The organism is Microvirga sp. P5_D2, from assembly GCF_054049475.1.
Genome location: NZ_JBFUMH010000369.1, coordinates 1 through 1149, shown reverse-complemented (window position 1 = coordinate 1149; position 1149 = coordinate 1). Strand labels below are relative to the sequence as shown.

The 1149-nt window shown below is 60.9% G+C and carries 1 protein-coding gene; it reads right to left on the bottom strand.

Annotation, left to right across the window (positions count from 1 at the left end):
• Positions 1-430 precede the first annotated feature (430 nt).
• On the bottom strand, positions 431-1149 hold a 719-nt coding region (locus tag ACXJKO_RS31735; protein WP_457094972.1), incomplete at its 5' end, for a Vgb family protein.

Genomic DNA, 1149 nt, shown 5'->3' with positions numbered 1-1149 from the left:
CTGCAGGGCAAAGGCGATCTGCTGGTCTGTGAAGCGGGTCTTCTTCATCGGTCAGCTCTCCGTCGCATCAGGAGTCTAACCGAAAACTCTCACGTTCACTGGTCCAAGTTCTTGGAAGGAGACCATCGCGCATACGCCCCGCCCTCGTCTAATTAAACGGCATTCGGTAGCAAAGGCCACCGAATGCTATAGCAGCGTGCGCGAACGTGGGCGCTGGCGTGCCGGAAAAGCTTCGCCCCAGCAAAGGCATAGCATCCTCTGTCTGAGTACGTTTTAGCGCACGATGCTGTAGGCACGCGAATACCAGGTAGGCGCCAGAAAGAATGAGGCATTGTCCCAATGGCAATCGTGACAAGTCGCGAGGCATCGGAAGGGGACGGCTTCAGGTCCGCCGATCGTTGCAGAACATCTCTGGTCAGGTGGAAAGCGGTCAATCAGGTGGCGTGAGCCGCCGGATCGAATGCCCCGATATCCAAAGTGATCCCCCACCGAAGCGAATTGCGTCTCCCCATCCTATCCCTTTGAAGACCGCGACTACCGCGTTGGTCTTCGGATCGATTTGCACGAGCGGCGTACCGCTCAGGGTCAGCCAGACATAGCCCCCGCCTGTCGTGAGATCTCCACCCCTGCCCACCCGGCCCGTTTCGATGGTGGCGATCACCGCCCCGGACGCCGGATCGATGCGCTGCACTGAGCTATCACCTTGGTTATGAACCCAGATCGAGCCTTCGCCTGCGGTCAGGAACCGTGGCCCGGGACGGAGGGGAATCGTCTGGACGAGGGTGTTTGTCCGTGCATCGACCTTGTACAGCTCGCCGCGTTCGAACCCCGACACCCAGACGAAGCCATTGTCGACGATGGCCGCCGGTGCTTCGCCAGGTAATTTGATGGCCGCCTCCTCCACCCCCGTCGCGGCGTTGAAACGGGTCAGGACATTGCCCCTCGCCGTGATCCAGACCGATCCCTCGCCGATGCCCACACTGCCTTCGGTGCCGATGAAGCGGACCGGGATCGTCAGCACAACCTTCTTTTCGACCGGATCGAACTTGAAGATCTGTTCCGGTCCGGAATTCGGGATCCAAACGGCCCCTTCGCCGATGGCCAGGCCCCGGACGCGTGCCGTCGCCCCCTGGATGTCGCCCCCTGGAT